Consider the following 21734-nt stretch of genomic DNA (forward strand, 5'->3'; position numbering starts at 1 on the left):
GGCTACCCTCCTGCTTCTATCGTCGTTTATTTCAAGAGCTTGCTGATGTTTTCTTTCTCTGCTTCGGTCAGTTCGACAAGCGGCAAACGGACACCGCCTGCCGTGACGCCTTTTTGATTCAAAGCTTCTTTCACCGGGGTAGGACTTGGTGCTTGGAACATGCCTTGCATCACCGGCAGAATTTGCTGATGGATACGGGCAGCTTCTCCGACATTACCCGTTTCAAATGCCTGCAGCATAGCCTGCATTTCATTGCCGATGACATGGGACGAAACGGATACGATGCCATCCCCGCCGATAGCAGCTACCGGAAGGGACAAATCATCATCACCGCTATACAGGCTGAAATCATCAGGCGTATTTGCGATGACCTTCGTCATGCTGCTCAAATCTCCAGTGGAATCCTTCACAGAAACAATGTTTGCTATCTTTGAAAGCTCAATCACTGTATCCGCTTCGATTTTCACAACGGATCGCCCTGGAATATTATAAAGCATGATCGGCAGCTTCGTGCTATTTGCCACTGCTTCGAAATGCGCAAATAAACCACGCTGATTGGGCTTGTTGTAGTACGGTGCAACGATCAGGGCTGCATCGACACCGATTTCTTCTGCTTCTTTTGTCAGCTCGATACTGTCCTGCGTGTTATTGCTTCCTGTCCCAGCAATGATCGGAATCCGACCGCCGACTGTTTTAACCACATGGCGGAACAGCTCAATCTTTTCTTCGTGGGAAAGTGTCGGCGATTCACCGGTCGTGCCAGCTACGACGACAGCGTCTGTCCCGTTTTCGATCAAATAATCGAGCAAACGAGTAGTTGCATCAAAATCAATTTTTCCCTCGTTATCGAATGGCGTTACCATAGCTGTAATAATTTTACCGAATTTCATCGTAAAACCCCTCTGTCTTCAACAATTATCAGACCTTATAGACTAAGCTCGAATGTCGCATGAAGCGCGTTCACTGCTGCTACAAGATCTTTTTCATTAATCAATACCCAAATGGTCGTGTGGCTATCGGCTGATTGCAGGATGTCGATTTCCTTATCGGTCAATGTTTGGACAATTTTTGCCGTCACGCCGGGAATGCCTGTCATACCGGCACCAACAAGGGATACCTTCGCACAGTTGTTAATCACCTTTGGTTTCAGGCCAAGATCCTGAAGGATACCCTCTGCAAGCATGACCTGTTCGGCAGCAATCGTGTAGACGACACCATTTGGCGAAATATTGATAAAATCGACCGAAATATTTGCCTCAGCCATCGCTTTGAAAACACTGGACTGTGTTTTATACGCATCCGTATCGGTTTCGATTTTGATTTGGGAGATGCCGGCAAGATGTGCAATTCCGGTAATCAACCGGTCTGGGATATCTTTACCTGCAAAGCTCTCTCTGGATGATGTGACGAGCGTTCCCTCTGAGAGAGAACCGGTTGAACGCACACGCATCGGGACTTTAGCCTGCATCGCGATCTCTACAGCGCGCGGATGCACCACTTTTGCACCTTGATATGCCAGATTGCAAATTTCCGTATATGTGACGACATCCAGCATACGCGCTTCTTCGACAACGCGAGGATCGGCAGTCATGATGCCTTCCACATCCGTGAATATGTCGACAAATTCCGCTTGTAAAGCAGCACCGAGAGCAGCTGCGGATGTATCGCTGCCGCCCCGGCCAATGGTCGTGATCTCTCCTTCTTCCGTCATACCTTGGAAACCGGCTACAACGATGACATCATGCGTCTTGAGCTCTTCCCAAATCCTATCGACCCGCATTTCCTTGATTTTCGCAGCTGTGAATTCTTCATTTGTGATGAAACCAGCCTGGGCCCCAGTCAATGCGGCAGCTCGGATTCCTTTTGCATTAAGCGCATTGGAAAAGACGACGGAGGAGATGACCTCGCCGCAGGAAAGCAGCAAGTCCTTCTCCCGTTTGGAAATATGCGTCTCATCTGGCACACCGATGAGTCCAAGCAAGGAGTCGGTTGCATATGGATCTGGATATCGCCCGATTGCCGATACGACGACCACTACCTTATTCCCGAGCTGCAGGGCTGCCTCTATATGCTGAATGGCTTCCGTCTGATTATCCCTTACAGACGTTCCGCCGAATTTCTGGACTAACACTTTCATTTTTACACCTCAGACTGTAAGCAAGTTATGTTGGATCAAGCGTTCCGCGATTTGGACACTGTTCCACGCTGCACCTTTCAACAAGTTATCGGATACGATCCACATATGGAATCCATTGTTATGATCCAGATCCTTACGCACTCTTCCCACGAATACTTCTTTTTTGCCAGCGGCAGAAAGCGGAGTCGGATAGGTCTGTGTGCTTGGATCATCTTCCAGCACAATTCCTTCTCCGGCTGCCAATTTCTCTTGAATGTCCTTGACAGTCAGACCGCTTTGTCCGAGCTCGACATAGACACTCTCGGCATGGGATGTGAAGACTGGCAATCGTACACAAGTAGCCGAAACGTGAAGGTCTTCTGCATGCATGATTTTTTTCGTTTCATTGATCATTTTCATTTCTTCATATGTGTAACCATTATCTTGGAACACATCGATTTGCGGGAGCGCATTGAATGCTACTGGGAAGTGGCGTTTATCGCCTTTCACTGGAAGGACGCTTGCCTCCATGTCTTCTCCATTAAGGAATTGCTGCGCTTGGTTTTTCAATTCATCGATTGCGACCGCTCCGGCTCCGGACACAGCTTGGTAAGTAGAGACGATGATACGGGAAAGCCCGTATGCTTCTTTCAGTGGCTCCAGCGCTGCAACCATCTGAATTGTGGAACAGTTCGGGTTAGCGATGATACCGTTATGAAGCTTTAGATCATCCTCATTCACTTCCGGTACAACGAGCGGTACTTTCGGATCCATACGGTATGCACTCGTATTATCGACAACTACTGCGCCGCGCTTCACTGCTTCCGGGGCCAATGCTTTAGAAACGGAACCACCTGCAGAAAACAGTGCGATATCGACACCTTCAAAGCTCTCCGGTTTGGCTTCCTTCACAGTATAGCTTTTGCCTTTGAAATCTATTTGCTGTCCAGCGGATCTTTTGGAAGATAATAAGGATAGCTCGCCGATTGGAAAATCGCGTTCTGCAAGAGTCTCCAGCATCTTTTGCCCAACAGCGCCTGTCGCGCCTACTACTGCGATATGATAACCTTGCTGTGTCATGAAAAACCCTCTCCTCTGTCTATCTGAATGGATACGTATTATATAGTTGTTACACTAGCTTTGATTTAACGCTAGCACTATTCTATCATAATTTTTCTGTCATTGGTTATCGTTTGAGGAGTTTAGGAAAAACGTTGGACTAATACCGGCTGCAGCTGCTTATATTCCAGGGCTGATTCAATCGTTTCCGTAAGCTTTGTCATATCCGCAACAAGGGAGTTCGGCTTTTTGAATGGATCGTCTTGTCCGAACGGGATGAAATACATATATTTGGCAGCCATGAGCCGCATCAAATTGACACCGTTGAGTCCGAGTGCATCATTTGTGCTGATTCCAAGCACAATCGGTTTTCCATTCCGGATTGTCGCTTTCACCGCCATCAGCACAGGGCTATCCGTGAGTGCATTTGCAAGCTTTGACATGCTGTTTCCGGTAAGCGGTGCCACGACCATACAATCCAGCGGTTCACGCGGACCTAAAGGTTCTGCTTCCGGGATCGTGCGGATGATGTTCGTTTTCGTCAAATCACTGATTTTTTGCATATGATCCTTGGCGTCTCCGAAATATGTGTCAGTGAATTGAACCGTGTTGCTGACGATGGGCACTACTTCTGCCCCGAGCTTCACCAGCTGTTCGATTTGTGGAAATATTTCACTGTACGTACAGTGGGAGCCCGTAATACCGAACCCAATCCGTTTTCCTGCCAAACTCATATAATACTCCTCCTTTTAGCTGTTTGTTAAAATCTGTTTGATGACGACAGACAAAATATTACCGGCCGTTTTTGGTGCGACAATGCCAGGCAGGCTCAAGGCGTGGATGGCCTGGATGCCCCGTTTTTTCGCATAGTCGAAGTCGACTCCGCCCGGTTTGGAAGCAAGGTCGATGATCAGCGTCTGTGTAGGCAGCTGCTCAAGGATGGCTTTCTTCACGACAAGTGCTGGAATGGTATTGATCAGGATGTCACTATCATTGATCACTTCCGGAAGACTTTCGAGGAAAAAGGCATGCATTCCCATTTCGCTTACGCGGGCAATATCAGCATCATGGATGGAACCGACATGGACATCGGCGCCGAGTGCATCGAATTTACTTGCCACGCTCATACCGACGCGCCCGAAACCAAGTACGACGACTTTCGAGCCATGGATGGTGAAATCGGTATGTTTGATAGCTGTCATAATGGCCCCTTCGGCTGTTGGGATCGAATTATAGATCGCGACATCATCCCTGTCGAAAAGGGAAACCAGACGCAAATTCCGCTTTTTGCATAAATCTGTCAGATAGTCGTTTGTGATACCTGTAAAAACGACACAATCCTTGGGCAATCGATCCATCCAGCTTTCCGTCAATTGAATGCTTTTATCAGAAAATACTGTTGCAATCTGCCCATCAGGACCAACCCCGGGAATCGGAAGGATGATCGCATTCAGACGCTGCGGATCAAGATCATCCAGTTCCCGCTGGATACCGCCGGTGAAGCTTTGACTGATTTGTTCGAAGCCCACCGCAAATACAGATGCATTCGCACTGCATTGCAAGCTGCGAATCATCTCCAAGTAGCGGGCATCACCGCCAAGAACAGCGATAGTCAATTCAGTGGTCAAACTCTCACCTCGCTCTAGAACATATTTTCATACATCTTTTCATTGAGATAATTGCTTTCCAGTTATCATATGAGGAGAACCGTAAGGAGTGATTGAATTGGGGCATGATGCAAACACAAAAAAGCCAGTGCATCCATGCACTGGCAAGATTTACGTCTTTATAAGTATCATATGTTTGCCGACTGTCTGGATTTCCTCCCAGGCGATGCGATTATCACTGCCTTCCTTGCGCAACCCGAACCATTTATAATTCGGTATGAGAAATGCATCGATTTTTCCAGTGACCGGGTTGAACTCGATATCAGTCTGACCAAGCACACCTAAACGTTCGCCATTGTTCACATCAATGATCTCTTTATCACCTATGTCCTTGAAACGCAAAGCAGATCAGCTCCTTTTATTTTGGTGCGACAATCGCCGTCGCCTGTTCTTTGCCGAAGATCTCTTGGATGACAGCGTCCACATCGTCCATCGTTACATTGTCGATTCTTTCAATCAATTCATTCAAAGATGGATGCTTGCCAAGGAGGAGTTCATTTCGGCCATTCCGGCTCATTCTGCTATTTGTACTCTCCAATCCAAGCATGTAGTTCCCTTTCAGCTGTTCTTTCGTGTTGTTGAACTCTTTGTCGGTGATGCCGTCTGCTTTCAGCTTCGAAAGCGTCTCGGAAATTGTTTTCTGGAGTTTTTCCAGCTGTTCTTTGCCAGTTCCGGCATAGATGGTAAGCATACCGCTATCCATGTGCGTACTATGATAGGAAAATACAGAGTAAGCCAAACCTTTTTCTTCCCTGACATCCTGGAACAATCTAGAGCTCATGCTGCCGCCCAAGACATTGTTCACGACCATCAGGCTATAGCTTGATGGATCATCCAATTTCAATCCTTGATAACCGATTGCCAAATGAGCTTGTTCCGTTTCCTTGGTTCGGCTGATCATATTCGGATTGAATCCCGGCACTTCAAGCGTCCGGTGAGCCGAATCGGCTTGGAAGGCTCCAAAATGTCCCTCCACAGTCTGGATGAAGGATTCATCAACATTCCCGGCGACTGACACGACCATTTTCTCCGGTACATAATGCGACTCTTTGTAATTCCTTACCGATTCACTGGTAAAACTCATCAGCGTATCTTCTGTACCGAGAATCGGCAATCCAAGCGGATGCTTGCCATAAGCAGCTTCAGCCAGCCAATCATGGATGATATCATCGGGCGTATCTTCAGCCATCTTGATTTCTTCCAAGACGACCTTCTGCTCCTTCTCGATTTCTTCCTGCGCGAACTGAGATTCAAAGAACATGTCAGCTAATACTTCCAGTGCAAAATCTTTATGCGTGTCCAGCACTTTAGCGTAATAGCATGTATATTCCTTGGAAGTAAACGCATTAACCATACCTCCGATAGCATCGAAGGCCTCGGCTATTTCTTTGGCAGAACGATTCTTCGTCCCTTTGAAGAACATATGCTCCAAAAAGTGAGACAAACCATTATTTTTCGCTTCTTCGTTCCTTGAACCTGTTAAAATCCAAATGCCAATTGTAACAGACCGTACTGATGGCATGTTTTCCACTACCACTCTTAGACCATTTTTGCATGTATGCTTCTGCAGCAAAATCAAATCCTCCCAATCAACAGTACATCGTATTGTACCATTATCTTCCTTCATTCAATATCGTATCCAAACTAGACACACTGTACCCCTTCTCTTCCATCATCTTCAGCATATCTGCCAATCCCGCCTCCACGACTGGGGTAGGATGCATGAGGATGAAAGCTCCGGGATGCAGTTTTTCGGTCACGCGTTTCATCATAACAGGAACTGTCGGCTTTTGCCAATCAATGGTATCGACTGACCAAAGAATTGTTTCCATCTGCTGTTCATTGGCAGCTTGGATGACCCCGTCATTGAAGCTACCGCTCGGCGGGGCAAAATAGACTGGTTTGTCACCTGTTATGGCATGGATGATTTCGTTCGTCTGACTTATTTGCTCTGCCGAGTCGATTTTGCTCATTTTTTTCATATCAGGATGGTTGTATGCGTGGTTCCCGATGACATGTCCTTCTTCCTTGATCATCTCGACAAGCTGATTATGTTCCTTTGCCCATTTTCCTTCGATGAAGAAATTAGCCTTCACATTGGCATCTTTCAACGTTTGCAAAATTGATGGAATATGGTCTTCCCCCCATGATACATTAATTAATAGAGCGACTTGCTCCTGGTCATCCCTGGCACGGTATATTGGAGATGCGGGCAGCTCATCAAGCGTGATTTCCGGCTTTACTTCTTCGACTACAAGCAGCTCACGATCAAACATACCAGCCTTCTTCATTTTTTCCAAGGAAGCATCGATGTCTACCTTGGTACCAGCCTTTCCGGGCACCTTCTTCCATATCTTATCGATTCGCGCATTTTCAGCCGGCCGTTCGACTTCTTTGCGTACTGCTTCTATTTCCTGTCGCAGCTCTTCTTCATCTGCCCGTACTGCCACATCAGAAAAAGCCGGATGATGAGCGACAGATGCTGTCTGGAACGGCGCGTGACCGCTGTCGATAAGCAGAAATATCAGTGTGATGAATACGATTAGGTGAATGATAATCCGGTGCATTCCCATCCCTCCCTAATCTAGCTTATGAAGGGTTGGGACAAGGAAGAACAAGCATAGCATCTTTATCCGTCAAAAAAAGAAACTGGCTGAACCAGTTTCTTCGCTTTTGCTCATTCTTCAGCAGATTCCTGCTGTTCTTTTTCCTTTTTGGCTTCGATCAATAATTGTTTATGTGAAAGGTTCACTCGTCCTTGACGATCGATTTCTTTGACTTTCACTTTCAGCTTATCGCCGATTTTCACAACATCTTCCACTTTGCCTACGCGTTCTTCAGCAAGTTCGGAGATGTGAACCAAGCCGTCTTTTCCTTTGAACAATTCAACAAAGGCCCCGAATTTCTCGATTCGTTTGACTGTTCCTTCATACACTTCACCGACTTCGACCTCACGTACGATGTCTGAGATGATCTGCTTCGCAAGTTCGTTCTTCGCAGAATCAGTGGAAGAGATGAATACTGTGCCATCTTGTTCGATATCGATTTTGACACCAGTTTCTTCGATGATTTTATTGATTTGTTTACCGCTTGGCCCGATGACATCACGGATTTTATCCGGATTGATTGTCATCGTCAGGATTTTCGGAGCATATGCGGACAGCTCTTCTTTCGGTTCACTGATTGTTGACATCATATGATCGAGGATTTCCAAACGGCCTTTACGCGCTTGCGTAAGTGCTTCTTCAAGGATTTCCCGGCTCAAGCCTTCGATCTTGATATCCATTTGCAAAGCTGTGACGCCTTTTTCGGTACCGGCAACTTTGAAGTCCATATCGCCCAGTGCATCTTCCATGCCTTGGATATCGGTAAGGATCGTATAATCATCACCTGATTTAACCAATCCCATTGCAATACCGGCTACCGGAGCTTTGATTGGGACACCAGCATCCATCATCGCCATTGTGCTGGCACAAATGCTAGCCTGGGACGTGGAACCGTTCGATTCAAGGATTTCGGATACAAGGCGGATTGTATACGGGAAGTCCTTCTCGGAAGGAATGACCTTCTCCAAAGCACGCTCACCAAGGGCACCATGTCCGATTTCACGACGGCCTGGTCCTCTGATCGGTCCTGTCTCCCCAACACTGAAATGAGGGAAGTTATAATGATGCATGAAACGCTTCGTTTCTTCTGTATCAAGCCCATCAAGAATCTGCACATCGCCAAGTGCGCCCAATGTACAAACACTAAGTGCCTGAGTCTGACCCCGTGTGAATAATGCAGATCCATGTGTACGAGGTAGTACACCAATGCGGGAAGACAATGGACGAATCTCATCGACGCCACGACCATCAGGACGGATTTTGTCTTTCGTGATGGCACGGCGGACTTCTTCCTTCACAAGCTTGTCCAAGATGCCCTTGACCTGCTTGATTGTATTCTCATCTGCTTCCTGCTCTTCATAGAACATGACCATCTCGTTCTTGACTTCACTGATCGCCGCTTCGCGTGCTTTCTTCTCGTGGACTTCGATTGCCGCTTTCAGCTGATCATAGCAGCGGTTCTTGACATCTTCGGTCAATTCCTTGTCCAAATCGAAGAGCTGCACTTCCATTTTTTCTTTGCCGACAGCAGCAACAATCTCTTCCTGGAAAGCAACAAGCCGCTTGATCTCTTCGTGACCGAACATGATAGCTTCCAGCATGATATCCTCAGGCACTTCCTGTGCGCCTGCTTCCACCATGTTGATTGCGTCTTTTGTTCCAGCTACAGACAGATCGATATCACTTTTCTCTTGCTGTTCCTTCGTCGGGTTGATAACGAATTCTCCGTCGACACGACCTACTACCACACCCGCTATTGGACCGTGGAATGGGATGTCAGAGATGCTGATTGCAATGGAAGAACCGATCATTGCTGCAATCTCAGAAGAATAATCCTGATCCACACTCATGACCATGCTGATGACTTGCACGTCGTTTCTGAATCCATCCGGGAATAAAGGACGAATCGGACGATCGATCAAACGTGAAGCGAGCACTGCTTTCTCACTCGGACGTCCTTCTCGTTTGATGAAACCGCCTGGGATCTTACCTACTGCATATAGTCTTTCTTCGTAGTTCACTGTCAATGGGAAGAACGGCAAGTCCTTCGGTTCCTTCGAACCTGTGACAGTGGACAGTACGGAAGTATCGCCGTACTGGATGAGACAAGCGCCGTTCGCTTGCTTGGCAAGTTCTCCAATTTCGACAGTGAAAGTCTGTCCGGAAATTTCGGTGGAGAACACTTGTTTTTGGTCTGCCATTAATTAAAGCCCCTCTCGTTAATCTTACATTGGACCCTGTCTTTGTATTATGCACCAGTCCAGGTTCCGTTTACACTATGTATAATAGGTTTTCTCCTATAGAAAAAGCGGGAAAAATTCCCGCTTTTTAGTCAATCTTATCGGCGTAGGCCAAGTTTTTGGATTAGTTCGCGGTAACGTGTAACATCTTTTTCGCGAAGATAGTTCAACAAGTGACGGCGACGACCAACCATTTTCAATAGGCCACGGCGTGAATGGTGATCTTTTTTGTGTGTACGAAGGTGATCGTTAAGTGTAGTGATTTCCTCCGTCAAAACAGCGATTTGCACTTCTGGTGAACCAGTATCAGTGTCATGTGTTTTGTATTCTGCGATCAGTTGATTCTTGCGCTCTTTAGAGATTGCCATTTGTAATTCCTCCTAAAAAATCTGATAGTAACCCCATTCCCCGAGCAATCGCCGGAGTAGCGAATTGCCAAGCGAAGGTTTTCCATAGTCCAGATTACACTTTTTACAGACAGATTGCAAGTCTCTTGGACAACATTCTATGCAAAATATGCGCTGATCTGTTCTTTATCGCGGTCCAGCTGTGCAACAAGTGCTTCAATTCCGTTGAATTTGACTTCCTCCCGGATGAATTTACGCCAGGATACGGTAACTTCCTCACCATATATCTGTTCATCGAAATCGAGTATGTGCACCTCCAGATTCGGAGCGACAGCATCTTGCTGGAAAGTTGGTTTGAAACCGAGGTTCGCCATCCCGGCGTAGGTTTTGTCCTTGATCCTTACGTCTACAGCATAAACGCCCACTTTAGGCAGGAAATAATCCTCCTTGATGCGGATATTCGCTGTCGGATATCCGATGGTGCGTCCGCGCTGGTCGCCAGTGATGACTTCCCCTGTCAATGTGAGCGGATGACCGAGCAGCTCGGTGGCCGCTTCCACTTCTCCATCGGCTACAAGCTGACGGATTTTCGTCGAACTGATTTTCTCTTCATCACTTTCCACTTTCGCCACGGCTTCATAAGAGAATGCTTGCTGCGCAGCAGCATCCTGAAGAGTATCCGCATTCCCTGCGCCTTTTTTGCCATAGGTGAAATCGAAACCAGATACAAGATGGCGCACTGCCAGCCCGTTGATAAAGCGCTCGATGAAGTTCTCGGGACTTAGACCAGCAAGCTCCTTCGTAAAGCCAATCAAATACAGGTAATCAATACCCATACTCTTTAGAATCGCCTCTTTTTCACGGAGCGGGGTTAGATAATCTTCTCTTGTATCCGTTTTTCCCAATACGACGGATGGATGCGGATGGAAGGTAATGACCGCACTTTTCAGCTGTTTTTCCCGAGCAGCATCGATTGCCCGGCGTATGACCTCCTGATGCCCTCGGTGGATGCCATCAAAAAAGCCGATAGCTGCACTGACTGCAGGCATGTCATCCAGTTTCATCGTTTCTGAATAATGTAGTTTAATCGTTTGCATCTGTGCCTCCTGCTTTCCCTGATACGAATACTCGTTTTGGCTTCAGTAAATGTGGATAGGCAGGGTGCGTCTCATAAATCCCGAGAAGCTGATCACCCTTTTGAACACGATAGAGATCCGCTTCTGCCGGTCGTTTGAGTCGCTGGCCGTACCTGACCTTTTGTTCAATCACGGCATCTGCCTCGATCAGAGGCATGAAATCTACCGCCTTCGTGATCGGCTGCAGCAATTGTTCCATACTGCCTGCTTCCATTGCCTCTTCCATTTTAGCAAAAGTGACCGTATCCTGTGTACGAAATGCTCCTGCCTGTATTCGTTCCAAGCTGCTCATATGGGCAGGGTAGCCAAGTGCTTTGCCTATATCCACACAAAGTGTACGGACATAAGTACCTTTTGAGCAGCTGACGGTGAACCGGAACACACTGCCATTTTCGCTTACAGAAGCTTTGTCCAGGACGATTTCATGTATCGTCACCTTCCGGATGGGACGCTCTACTTCTTGCCCTTTCCGAGCGTATTCATACAATTTCCGCCCCGCCACCTTGATTGCGGAATACATCGGCGGTACTTGTTCGATTTCTCCGGTGAACTGCTGGAGGACCGACTCGATAGCTTGCAAAGGAATCGGTTCAGTGACCGGCTTTTCCTCGATCACAGCGCCGCTTTTGTCCTCGGTCTCTGTTGCGGTACCGAGTGACACCTCTGCGACATAGGTTTTGGACGTGTCGGTCAAATAAGGAACAATCTTAGTTGCCTGGCCGATACAGAGCGGTAATACGCCTTCGACGTCCGGATCCAATGTGCCTGTGTGCCCGATCTTTTTCGTTTGTAATATTTTGCGCGCCTTGAACACGCAATCGTGGGAAGTCATCCCTTTTGGTTTCCATAATGCCAGGATACCATTCAATGCCAGCACTCCTTTGTCCTATGTAAAAAAGAATCCCTTCCTCCCATGAAGGGCGAAGGGATTCTCCATCGTCTCTTATCTGTCGGAATCGTTGAGCTCCTTCAAGAGATGTTCGATTCGATTACCTTGTTCTACAGCTTCGTCGAATTCAAATGCCAGCTCCGGGGTCTTGCGCAAACGTATGCGTCTGCCGATCTCTGAGCGGATGAATCCTTTTGCTTTCGCCAATCCAAGAAGCGTATTATGCTTTTGCTTCTCATCGCCAAGGACGGAGATATAAACTTTCGCCTGCTGCAGGTCTCCAGTCACTTCCACATCTGTCACCGTCACAAAGCCAATTCGCGGATCTTTGATCTTTCTGGATATAATATCGCCAAGCTCTTTTTTCATCTGCTCTGCGACGCGATTTGCTCGTAATTCACTCATATAATCACCTCATCGTCATTCGGAGGGATGCTAAAGCCACTGCTTTTCAGTAGCTGTTCTCTCAATCTCCGGAAAAGAATCAATCAAGGCAAGCGCCTGATCCATCACCCGTTCAGCCCGGACACGATCAGGGGATGTCGTCACCAGTTCAAAGCAAGTGCGCTGCCATAGATCATGGTAGTCTGCTTCGCTGATGGCAATATTGAACGATCCCCCGATCCTTGTGGTGATCCGTTTGACGACCGAGCGCTTATCCTTGAGGGAATGCGCGTCATAGATCATACACTCTACAACCGCAGACAGAATCATTTTCTTTCGATTTCTTCCATCACGTATGCTTCGAATATGTCGCCTTCTTTAAGATCGTGGAAATTCTTCAATGTGATTCCACACTCATAGTTTGTGGCAACTTCACGGACATCATCCTTGAATCGTTTCAAGGAATCGATTTCATCCTCGACGATGACGATCCCATCACGAATGACACGGATCGAAGAATCACGTGTGATTTTACCTTCCGTGACATAACTTCCGGCAATCGTACCGATACGGGACACCTTGATGATTTGGCGAACTTCCGCTTGTCCGATGACTTTCTCTTCGAACTCGGGATCAAGCATCCCTTTCATCGCGGATTCGATTTCCTCGATCACTTTGTAGATGATGCGATGCTGACGGATATCAACGTTTTCGGATTCCGCCGCTTTTTTCGCATTAGCATCCGGACGAACGTTAAACCCGATGATGATTGCATTCGAAGCAGATGCCAAGATGACATCAGATTCTGTAATCGCACCTACACCAGTGTGAATGATGCGGACTTTAACACCTTCGACTTCAATTTTCTCCAAAGATGCAGCCATCGCTTCCACGGTACCATGCACATCCGCTTTCACGATTAGGTTGATATCTTTCACTTCCCCTTGCTTGATCTGGTTAAACAGATCATCAAGGCTGACTCGCGCACCAGTGGAACGATTTTCTTCCACTTGTTTTTGTTGTCTTGCTTCCCCGACTTGACGAGCTTGCTTCTCGTCTTTGAATACCATGAATTGATCTCCTGCATTAGGCACGGAGTTCAAACCGGTAATCTCGACTGGAGTGGAAGGCGGCGCTATTTTCACACGACGGCCCAAGTCATTGACCATTGCACGTACACGGCCGAATGCATTACCGACGACAATGCTGTCACCGACATGGAGCGTACCGTTCTGAACAAGCAAGGTTGCTACCGGACCGCGTCCTTTATCCAATTGTGCCTCGATTACAGTTCCCTCTGCCGAGCGGTTCGGGTTCGCTTTCAATTCTTCAACCTCGGTTACAAGCAGGATCATTTCAAGCAAATCATCGATACCTTCACGTTTCTTCGCAGAAAGCTGGACGAAAATTGTATCCCCGCCCCAGTCCTCAGGAATCAGGCTATGTTCCGTCAGCTCTTGCATCACTCGATCCGGGTTGGCACCTTCCAAATCGATTTTGTTTACCGCTACGATGATCGGAACTCCAGCAGCTTTTGCGTGGTTGATCGCTTCGACTGTCTGCGGCATAACACCATCATCGGCAGCTACGACTAGAATCGCGATATCCGTTACTTGCGCACCGCGGGAACGCATGCTTGTGAAAGCTGCGTGACCAGGAGTATCAAGGAAAGTGATTTTCTTGCCATTATCTTCCACTTGATACGCACCGATATGCTGCGTGATTCCGCCTGCTTCGCCTTCAGTGACTTTCGTGTCACGGATGGAATCAAGCAAAGTTGTTTTACCATGGTCAACGTGTCCCATGATCGTAACGACAGCAGGACGTTCCTGAAGGTCTTCTGCTTTATCTTCGATTTTATAGTTATCCAGATCTGTTACATCAACGTCCACTTCTTCTTCCACTTCGACATTGTACTCTAAACAAATCATTTCAATTGCATCTTTATCCAAGTCCTGGTTTTTCGTTGCCATGACACCTTGGAGGAAGAGTTTCTTGATGATTTCAGTGGACTCCCTGTGAAGCTTGGCTGCCAATTCACTGACAGTCAAAGACCCTTTGAAGGTAATTTTATCTGGAGTCGGCATTTCCGGACGTTTCTGCTGCGGAGCTTTTTGGTTACGATTGTTGTTCCGGCCGCCGCGTCTGTTATTGTTCTGTCCGCCCTTGCCAGGTTTTTTGTTGCCATTGCGCTGCTGGTTGCGGTTTTGACCGCCGCCGGCTTTGCTTTTCGGCTTGTTGTTCTGACCATTGTTATTGCTTGAGTTGGATGTGTTTGCTGAGTTCCCCGTTTTAATCGCTACTTTCTCGCTGCTCGCGCTTTTTCCTGTGAAGCTTTTATCCAATCTATCCTTCGCCGATTCATTGATCATGGACATATGATTGGACACTTCGATATTCATACTTTTAAGTTTATTGATGATTTCCTTACTGGAAACGTTTTTCTCTTTTGCGTATTCGTAAACACGAATCTTTGACATACGTTCACCTCCGAGTGGATTCAGTGAGCAAAGATTTCAATTTGTCTGCAAAGCCTTTATCCAAAATGGCAATTGCGACTCTGCCGGATTTACCAATCGCTTGTGATAATTGCTCCCGGTCCTCCTCCACCTGCCAAAAGGCGATGTTGTAAAAATCGGTCTTGTTGCGAAGTTTCTTCAAGGTTTGGGGACCGATATCACTGGCAGCTATTACTAGCTTTGCTTTTTGCCGTTGGACATCCCGGACAATCGCTTCTTCCCCGAAGGTGCATTGTCCGGCACGCACAGCAAGCCCTAACAAATTCAAATAATTTTTACTCATGAGTGCTGACCTTTTGCTAATCGCTCAAGTTCTTCATAAATAGAATCATCGATCTGTGCATTCAAGTGACGCGCCAGCGTATCTTGTTTCTTCGCTTTTGCAATGACAGCCGCATCCTTGGAGACATACGCACCGCGGCCATTCTTCTTGCCGGTTTCATCCACGAAAACTTCGCCTTCTTTGTTACGGACGACCCGGATCAATTCCTGTTTCGGCTTCATTTCATTGGAAACCACACATTTTCGAAGCGGAACCTTCTTTTGTTTCATATACAGCGCCCCTTATCAATATGTGTCTTCGTCTAAATCGTCGAAGTCCATCGCTTCTGTATCCTGATCAGTCAATAAACCGAGCTCACGTGCTTCTGTCTCGGATTTGATATCGATTTTCCAGCCTGTCAATTTCGCTGCCAGGCGTGCGTTTTGACCGCGCTTACCAATGGCAAGGCTAAGCTGGTAGTCAGGCACGATGACTGTTGTCGCTTTTTCTTCTTCATCAACCAGTACAGAGATGACTTTGGATGGACTAAGGGCATTGGATACATACTCGACAGGATCTTCTGACCACTCAACGATATCGATCTTTTCACCTTTGAGTTCATTCACGATTGCTTGGACACGCTGACCGCGCTGACCAACACAAGAGCCGACCGGATCGACTTCCGCTTGGGAAGCGTAGACGGAAATCTTCGAACGATCCCCTGCCTCACGAGCGACTGAGCGGATTTCTACAGTACCATCATAGATTTCCGGCACTTCCATTTCAAATAATCGCTTCAATAGACCTGGATGGGTCCGGGAAACGAAGATGCTCGGTCCTTTGTTTGTGTTCTCAACTTTTGTCACGTACACCTTCAGGCGATCATGAATCTCATATTTTTCTGTCGGCATCTGCTCGCTTTCCGGCAGCTTTGCCTCGATTTTGCCAAGATCCACATAGATGAATCTTGGATCATTGCGGGAAACGATACCAGTCATAACATCTTCTTCCCGATCAGCATATTCACTGAAGATGACGCCGCGCTCAGCTTCACGCACGCGCTGTGTGACCACTTGTTTTGCAGCCTGTGCTGCAATGCGGCCGAAGTCCTTCGGTGTCACTTCAATTTCAACGACATCGCCGATATCGTACGTACCAGAAATGGCACGGGCCTCATCGAGCGTCATTTGCTGCTGGCTGTCCTCGACTTCCTCGACTACATCCTTGCGGGCGAATACTTTCATGGATCCAGTTGTTTCATTCAAATCGACACGTACATTGGTCGCGGACTTGAAGTTCTTTTTATAAGCGGAGATCAAGGCTGCTTCCAGCGCTTCGATCAGGACATCCTTATTAATCCCTTTCTCTTTCTCCAAATAAGTAATGGCATCAAAAAGCTCGCTGCTCACTCGTATATCCCCCTTTAGTTAAACGTTACAGCCAGACGTGCCTTCGCGATTTTCTCATATGGAAGGGACACTTCCTTTTTCCTCGCTTTGATCATGACTTCCAATGTCAATACATCGTCTTCGAACGCCTTCAATGTACCTTGGTACTCTTTCTCATTATCGATCGGCTCGTACAGTTTCACATAGACTGTCTTGCCGATGCTGTTTGTGATTGCTTGTTTTGTTTTCAGCGGTCTTTCCGCTCCTGGCGAAGAAACCTCCAGGAAGTATGGGAAATCAACCGGATCATTCTCATCGAGAACTGCGCTCAATTTCTCTGAAACGATGGCGCATTCTTCGATATCGATGCCTTCCGCTTTATCGACATAGACACGCAGGAACCAGTTCTTGCCTTCCTTGACGAATTCCACATCGACCAGCTCCAGATGCAGCTCTTCCATGATTGGTTGTAGATAGCTTTCCGTAACTTCCGTTATATTGGCTGCCAAAATGCTTCCTCCTTTACTGCACGCTTTCAGGCGAATATTACTTTAAATCGGGTAGGGTATGCCTCTCAATAGAAAACCCTTGCCCGAAATGGAAGCAAGGGAACAATGTTTATCATGTGCTTTTTGCTACAAAACAACGAAGAGGCGCTCCCCTTACAAACTTGATGCCGAATCCATGGGTATGAAAAAGAGTGGGTAATCCCACTCTTGATCTGGTTCGTATCAATACCGCTATTGGATAATATACCACAAGTTTCTTGTTTAGGCAAGATTCCTGTTAGAATAGCGAAAGCTGGTTCTGGTCGGCCATTCCTTCCAGACAGCCATGCTGATCCATATACTCCAATACTGTCTTACTGATCCTGCTTCGCTCACGGAGATCTTCTTTCGAAAGGAATTCCCCGTCTTCCCGTACTTTCACGATATTGAGCGCAGCGTTGGTACCGAGTCCGTCAATGGCGTTGAACGGAGGGATCAAACTATCCCCATCCACCAGGAAATCTGTGGCACTGGACTTGTACAAGTCCACTCGCTGGAAGTGGAATCCACGCTCGCACATTTCCAGGGAAAGCTCCAATACAGTAACAAGGTTCTTCTCTTTTGGAGAAGCATCATGTCCTTTTTGGTTGATTTCGTTGATACGCTGACGGATCGCTTCCGGGCCTTTGATCATCGTATCAAGCTCAAAATCACTTGCACGTACACTGAAGTACGCGGCATAGAAAAGAATCGGATGATGCACTTTAAAGTAAGCAATCCGCACTGCCATCAGGACATATGCAGCTGCGTGTGCTTTCGGGAACATGTACTTGATCTTCAGGCAGGAGTCGATATACCAATCAGGTACATTGTTCTTTTTCATCTCTTCGACCCATTCATCTTGGAGACCTTTCCCTTTACGGACAGACTCCATGATCTTAAAGGCAAGCGATGAGTCCAGACCCCGGTGCATCAAATAAACCATGATGTCATCACGACAGCCGATTACTTCAGGCAATGTGCAAATGCCGCTGTTGATCAGTTCCTGGGCATTGCCAAGCCACACATCGGTACCGTGGGAAAGTCCGGATATCTGGACCAGTTCGGCAAATGTCGACGGATTAGTGTCCTCCAGCATCTGCCGGACGAAACGTGTACCGAACTCCGGTACACCAAGTGTACCCGTTTTACACATGATTTGTTCTGGTGTCACACCTAATGATTCCGTTCCGGAAAAAATCTTCATCACTTCCGGGTCATTTGTCGGAATTGTCTTCGGATCGATACCGGACAAATCCTGAAGCATACGGATGACGGTCGGATCATCGTGTCCGAGTATATCCAGTTTCAGCAAGTTATCGTGAATAGAATGGAAATCGAAGTGAGTCGTCTTCCATTCTGAATTGCGATCATCCGCCGGGAACTGGATCGGTGTGAAGTCATATATATCTTGGTCATCCGGTACAACAATTATACCACCAGGGTGCTGACCGGTCGTTCTTTTCACACCCGTACACCCTTGGACCAGCCGATCCACTTCCGCGTTGCGGATATGGAGCTGATTATCACTGGCATATCCTTTCACATAGCCATAAGCAGTTTTCTCAGCGACGGTACCGATCGTACCGGCACGATATACCTTATCTTCCCCGAAAAGCACCTTCGTGTAGTTATGGGCTTGTGGCTGATAAGCACCGGAGAAGTTCAAATCGATATCGGGAACTTTGTCTCCTTTGAATCCGAGGAATGTTTCGAACGGGATATCCTGACCATCACGCTTCAATGGCTCCCCGCATGTCGGACATGCTTTCTCTGGCAGGTCATAGCCGCTGGCAACCGATCCATCATTGAAAAATTCGTTATATTTACAGCTTGGACACACATAATGCGGCGGCAGCGGGTTTACTTCGGTAATATCGGTAAGTGTCGCTATCAGCGACGAACCGACCGATCCCCGGGACCCGACTAAATAGCCGTCATCCAGTGATTTTTTCACCAGTTTATGCGAAATAAGATAGATAACGGCAAAACCGTGCCCGATGATGCTTTTCAGTTCTTTTTCAATTCGTTTCTCGACTATTTCCGGCAAAGGGTCGCCATAAATGCTCCGTGCGCGGTCATAGCTCATCTGACGCATTTCATCCTCGGCACCATCGATGTTGGGCGTGTACAAATCTTCCTTGACCGGCTTCACATCATCTATCATGTCCGACACTTTCTGTGTGTTGGTTACGACCACTTCTTTTGCCTTTTCGGCAGGCAGGAAATCAAAACAAGCAATCATCTCGTTCGTTGTGCGGAAATGTACATCCGGCAATGTCTGCCTGCTAAGCGGATTACCATTCTGTGTCTTGATCAAGATGTTCCGGTACTGCTTTTCATGTTTTTCAATATAATGTACATTACCAGTCGCCACTACGGGTTTCTCCAAATCTTCACCAAGCTCGACAAGATTACGCAGAATATCAAACAGATGCGCTTCATTCTGCACAAGCTCTTTTTCGATCAAGTGATAATAATTTGATGGTGGCTGTATTTCGATGACATCGTAAAAGGCTGCGGCTTCTGCTGCATCTTCCTTTGATTTTTGCATCATCGCTTCGAACACTTCCCCTTTGTCACAGCCAGAGCTGATGATCAAGCCCTCCCGGTGCTGTTCCAGTTTGGAGCGCGGAATCCGGGGAACACGGTAGAAGTAATCCACATGGGACATGCTGACAAGCTTGTACATATTTTTCAAGCCGACTTCATTCTGAATATAAATCGTACAGTGGTATGGACGGGAGCGTTGATAGGCATTCCCTTCGCCCATATAATGATTGAGCTGATCATGGTTCATTATCTCTTTTTTGAACGCTTCTTTCAGCAATCGCCATAATAAATAGCTGGTTGCTTCCGTATCATAAATCGCCCGGTGATGCTGCGTCAGTTCTATATCAAGGAACTTACATAGCGTATTCAGCCGGTGGTTCTTCAGCTGCGGAAACAAAAATCTGGCAAGCTCCAATGTATCAATGACAGCATTGGGCGCCTTCTCCAAACCGATCCGCTTGAACCCTTGATTCAAAAAGCCCATATCAAAGCTTGCATTATGCGCAACCAATATATCATCGCCCATCCAAGCATGGAAATCGTTTAGCACATCCTCGATCTCCGGGGCATCCACCAGCATATCATCTGTGATTCCGGTAAGGTCGATGATTGTCTGACTCAGTTTTTGATGCGGATTGGCGAAACGTTCAAATCGATCGATGATTTCACCGTCATGGAATTTCACCGCAGCTAATTCAATGATTTTGTCGTAAGAAGCAGAAAGACCTGTCGTCTCTACGTCAAATACGATGTAAGTCGCGTCTTCCAGATTGATATCCTTACTATTGTAGGCAATCGGCACCCCGTCATCGACAAGGTTGGCTTCCAAGCCATAGATGACTTTAATATTGTTCTTCTTACCAGCAGCGAATGCTTCCGGGTAACTCTGCACGACAGCATGATCGGTGATTGCAATACTATCATGACCGAACCTTGCTGCTGTCTCGATCAAACGGCTGGCTGACGTGACAGCATCCATTTGACTCATGAGCGTATGAGCATGCAGCTCGACTCGCTTTTCCCCTTCTTCAGCTTCATCTTTACGAAGCGTGACAGTTATTTCATTGATGTCATTTGCCATCATGGTCAGTTCATTGGTGAAGTTATCTGTCTGGATGCTTCCGCGCGCCTTTATCCACATACCCTTTTTGAGCTGTTTGAATTTATCCGCATCTTCATTGCCTTTGGAAAACATTTTGATTTGGAAACTGTCTGTGTAATCCGTCACTTTTGCGATAAGCAAGTGGCGGCCAGAGCGCAACTCTCTTATATCCACATCAAATACATAACCCTGAACTGCCATGCGGCGTTCTTCGTCTTGGATATCCTGCATTGGTGTGATCTCGTCATTGATACCATAACCGATCATAACAGGACCTTGCGGAGCTTCCTCCTGTTTCTTCGCCCGTTCTTCGGAATCCTTGATTGCTTTTTGGACGAGCAAGCTGTCTTCCATCGCTTTTTGCTCACGGAATTTGGTCAATTCCTCCATGTTTTGTTCCTGAACAGTGACCGTAAGCATGTAAAGGCCGGCCCCGATTTTCTCACAATAAGTTTGGAAAGCAGGTTCCAGCCTTTTTTTCAAAGCGCTTGCTTCCGCTTCATTCCTCGCAGTTAACATAATCTTATTACCGTTAACTACTGGAACTTGTGTTTGTACCAAATCCTTGTAAGCAGGTGATAATTTGGGATAAGTAAGAACGAAATCCTTCCAATAATCCTGGATGTGGTCACTTTCGACTGTATTCGTGACACAACGAATCGACCAGTTCACAGCAGCGATATGTGCAAATGCTTCTGTCAGCTTGGCAGTGAAGATTTTATATATTGTTGGCGGCAGCAGATTGGCCAGTTGAAAATGAAAATGCCAGGACTTCGCTTTTGGGTCCACTTCCAATTTCTCAAGCTGACTCTCTTTGAAATGAGCTGCAATGGTTTCTTCATCTAGCTGGATCTGCTCAAGGAGCATGTCCATTTTTTCGTTTTGGCTTAGACTCATTGACTTCTCCTCCCCCGCTAGTGGTACTGCGGTCTTGCGAAA

At 47.0% G+C, this 21734-nt stretch carries 20 protein-coding genes; all 20 read right to left on the minus strand.

The features are described from left to right. Positions 1–26: 26 nt before the first annotated feature. Complete coding sequence (dapA, locus tag BLQ53_RS06815) at positions 27–890, minus strand: 4-hydroxy-tetrahydrodipicolinate synthase (RefSeq protein ID WP_093726545.1); 864 nt, start codon at positions 888–890, stop codon at positions 27–29. Positions 891–925: 35 nt separating this feature from the next. Then, positions 926–2137, minus strand: coding sequence for an aspartate kinase (gene dapG, locus BLQ53_RS06820; RefSeq protein ID WP_093726546.1), 1212 nt, complete (start codon positions 2135–2137; stop codon positions 926–928). A 9-nt stretch (positions 2138–2146) separates the two neighbouring features. Next, positions 2147–3196, minus strand: coding sequence for an aspartate-semialdehyde dehydrogenase (gene asd / locus BLQ53_RS06825; protein ID WP_093726547.1), 1050 nt, complete (start codon positions 3194–3196; stop codon positions 2147–2149). A gap of 122 nt (positions 3197–3318) precedes the next feature. Next, on the minus strand, positions 3319–3909 hold the full coding sequence (gene dpaB / locus BLQ53_RS06830; RefSeq protein WP_093726548.1) for a dipicolinate synthase subunit B: 591 nt from the start codon (positions 3907–3909) through the stop codon (positions 3319–3321). Positions 3910–3924: 15 nt separating this feature from the next. Then, positions 3925–4803 (minus strand): dipicolinic acid synthetase subunit A, encoded by an 879-nt coding sequence (gene dpaA, locus BLQ53_RS06835; protein ID WP_093726549.1) that lies wholly within the window; start codon positions 4801–4803, stop codon positions 3925–3927. A 150-nt stretch (positions 4804–4953) separates the two neighbouring features. Beyond that, positions 4954–5184 carry a YlmC/YmxH family sporulation protein gene (locus BLQ53_RS06840; protein WP_093726550.1) on the minus strand — a complete coding sequence of 77 codons (231 nt, stop codon included), beginning with the start codon at positions 5182–5184 and terminating at the stop codon, positions 4954–4956. A 16-nt stretch (positions 5185–5200) separates the two neighbouring features. Next, positions 5201–6415, minus strand: coding sequence for a M16 family metallopeptidase (locus BLQ53_RS06845; RefSeq protein ID WP_093726798.1), 1215 nt, complete (start codon positions 6413–6415; stop codon positions 5201–5203). A gap of 40 nt (positions 6416–6455) precedes the next feature. Continuing rightward, positions 6456–7409: a polysaccharide deacetylase family protein gene (locus BLQ53_RS06850; protein ID WP_244499279.1), complete on the minus strand. Its 954-nt coding sequence runs from the start codon at positions 7407–7409 to the stop codon at positions 6456–6458. A 110-nt stretch (positions 7410–7519) separates the two neighbouring features. Continuing rightward, complete coding sequence (gene pnp, locus BLQ53_RS06855) at positions 7520–9649, minus strand: polyribonucleotide nucleotidyltransferase (protein ID WP_093726552.1); 2130 nt, start codon at positions 9647–9649, stop codon at positions 7520–7522. A 137-nt stretch (positions 9650–9786) separates the two neighbouring features. After that, entirely contained in the window at positions 9787–10056 is a 270-nt protein-coding gene (rpsO, locus tag BLQ53_RS06860) for a 30S ribosomal protein S15 (protein ID WP_093726553.1), read from the minus strand. 137 nt (positions 10057–10193) lie between these two features. Continuing rightward, complete coding sequence (locus BLQ53_RS06865) at positions 10194–11132, minus strand: bifunctional riboflavin kinase/FAD synthetase (protein WP_093726554.1); 939 nt, start codon at positions 11130–11132, stop codon at positions 10194–10196. After that, positions 11119–12039 (minus strand): tRNA pseudouridine(55) synthase TruB, encoded by a 921-nt coding sequence (gene truB, locus BLQ53_RS06870; protein WP_093726555.1) that lies wholly within the window; start codon positions 12037–12039, stop codon positions 11119–11121. The genes BLQ53_RS06865 and truB overlap by 14 nt, the downstream gene beginning before the upstream one ends. A 75-nt stretch (positions 12040–12114) precedes the next feature. Then, positions 12115–12465, minus strand: coding sequence for a 30S ribosome-binding factor RbfA (gene rbfA / locus BLQ53_RS06875; RefSeq protein WP_093726556.1), 351 nt, complete (start codon positions 12463–12465; stop codon positions 12115–12117). Between the two features lie 30 nt (positions 12466–12495). Beyond that, positions 12496–12774, minus strand: a complete 279-nt coding sequence (locus BLQ53_RS06880; RefSeq protein WP_093726557.1) for a DUF503 domain-containing protein — start codon at positions 12772–12774, stop codon at positions 12496–12498. Next, positions 12771–14924, minus strand: coding sequence for a translation initiation factor IF-2 (gene infB, locus BLQ53_RS06885; RefSeq protein ID WP_093726558.1), 2154 nt, complete (start codon positions 14922–14924; stop codon positions 12771–12773). Before infB ends, BLQ53_RS06880 begins: the two co-directional genes overlap by 4 nt. A gap of 4 nt (positions 14925–14928) precedes the next feature. After that, the gene (locus BLQ53_RS06890; RefSeq protein WP_093726559.1) at positions 14929–15246 is read right to left on the minus strand and encodes a L7Ae/L30e/S12e/Gadd45 family ribosomal protein; all 318 of its coding nucleotides are present in this window, start codon (positions 15244–15246) and stop codon (positions 14929–14931) included. Then, positions 15243–15515 carry an RNase P modulator RnpM gene (rnpM, locus tag BLQ53_RS06895; protein WP_093726560.1) on the minus strand — a complete coding sequence of 91 codons (273 nt, stop codon included), beginning with the start codon at positions 15513–15515 and terminating at the stop codon, positions 15243–15245. The genes BLQ53_RS06890 and rnpM overlap by 4 nt, the downstream gene beginning before the upstream one ends. Positions 15516–15530: 15 nt before the next feature. Then, a complete protein-coding gene (gene nusA / locus BLQ53_RS06900) occupies positions 15531–16634 on the minus strand; it encodes a transcription termination factor NusA (protein ID WP_093726561.1) in 1104 nt (367 codons plus the stop codon). A 14-nt stretch (positions 16635–16648) separates the two neighbouring features. Next, entirely contained in the window at positions 16649–17122 is a 474-nt protein-coding gene (rimP, locus tag BLQ53_RS06905; protein WP_093726562.1) for a ribosome maturation factor RimP, read from the minus strand. 277 nt (positions 17123–17399) lie between these two features. Continuing rightward, positions 17400–21692, minus strand: coding sequence for a PolC-type DNA polymerase III (locus tag BLQ53_RS06910; protein WP_093726563.1), 4293 nt, complete (start codon positions 21690–21692; stop codon positions 17400–17402). Positions 21693–21734 lie beyond the last annotated feature (42 nt).

This window comes from Terribacillus halophilus (assembly GCF_900101385.1).
Lineage (GTDB): Bacteria > Bacillota > Bacilli > Bacillales > Amphibacillaceae > Terribacillus > Terribacillus halophilus.

Bases quoted from the DNA above. Each gene is read 5' to 3' on its own strand.
- BLQ53_RS06880 (WP_093726557.1), bottom strand. From the start codon at position 12,774: ATGATTCTGTCTGCGGTTGTAGAGTGTATGATCTATGACGCGCATTCC.
- BLQ53_RS06850 (WP_244499279.1), bottom strand. From the start codon at position 7,409: ATGCACCGGATTATCATTCACCTAATCGTATTCATCACACTGATATTT.
- asd (WP_093726547.1), bottom strand. From the start codon at position 3,196: ATGACACAGCAAGGTTATCATATCGCAGTAGTAGGCGCGACAGGCGCT.
- BLQ53_RS06910 (WP_093726563.1), bottom strand. From the start codon at position 21,692: ATGAGTCTAAGCCAAAACGAAAAAATGGACATGCTCCTTGAGCAGATC.
- pnp (WP_093726552.1), bottom strand. From the start codon at position 9,649: ATGGCAGACCAAAAACAAGTGTTCTCCACCGAAATTTCCGGACAGACT.
- dpaB (WP_093726548.1), bottom strand. From the start codon at position 3,909: ATGAGTTTGGCAGGAAAACGGATTGGGTTCGGTATTACGGGCTCCCAC.
- BLQ53_RS06865 (WP_093726554.1), bottom strand. From the start codon at position 11,132: ATGCAAACGATTAAACTACATTATTCAGAAACGATGAAACTGGATGAC.
- rnpM (WP_093726560.1), bottom strand. From the start codon at position 15,515: ATGAAACAAAAGAAGGTTCCGCTTCGAAAATGTGTGGTTTCCAATGAA.
- dapG (WP_093726546.1), bottom strand. From the start codon at position 2,137: ATGAAAGTGTTAGTCCAGAAATTCGGCGGAACGTCTGTAAGGGATAAT.
- dapA (WP_093726545.1), bottom strand. From the start codon at position 890: ATGAAATTCGGTAAAATTATTACAGCTATGGTAACGCCATTCGATAAC.
- infB (WP_093726558.1), bottom strand. From the start codon at position 14,924: ATGTCAAAGATTCGTGTTTACGAATACGCAAAAGAGAAAAACGTTTCC.
- BLQ53_RS06890 (WP_093726559.1), bottom strand. From the start codon at position 15,246: ATGAGTAAAAATTATTTGAATTTGTTAGGGCTTGCTGTGCGTGCCGGA.
- rpsO (WP_093726553.1), bottom strand. From the start codon at position 10,056: ATGGCAATCTCTAAAGAGCGCAAGAATCAACTGATCGCAGAATACAAA.
- rbfA (WP_093726556.1), bottom strand. From the start codon at position 12,465: ATGAGTGAATTACGAGCAAATCGCGTCGCAGAGCAGATGAAAAAAGAG.